Raw genomic sequence first — 261 nt, forward strand, 5'->3', positions numbered from 1 at the left:
GGTGAAATCCGAGCTCCAGGCGGGTGCCTACAGACCTGCGCCCGTCAAACGGGTGGAAATCCCCAAACCCGGAGGCGGCGTGAGGCTGCTAGGTATCCCAACCGTGATGGATCGCTTTCTCCAGCAGGCGCTTCTGCAAGTGATGAACCCGATTTTCGATGCCCACTTTTCATGGAATAGCTACGGCTTTAGACCAGGAAAGAGAGCGCACGATGCAGTGAAGCAAGCCCAGCGCTATATCCAAAGCGGCCTGAGATGGGT

1 protein-coding gene is annotated in these 261 nt (G+C 57.1%); it reads left to right on the forward strand.

The window, feature by feature from the left end; translation table 11 throughout:
* Window positions 1–52: 52 nt before the first annotated feature.
* Window positions 53–261 (forward strand): reverse transcriptase domain-containing protein (locus tag ACSNOG_RS33525; RefSeq protein ID WP_436756440.1); only part of this gene is annotated, 209 nt, incomplete at its 3' end.

Origin of the sequence: Streptomyces sp. URMC 124, from assembly GCF_051386455.1 — a bacterium.
Taxonomy (GTDB): domain Bacteria; phylum Actinomycetota; class Actinomycetes; order Streptomycetales; family Streptomycetaceae; genus Streptomyces.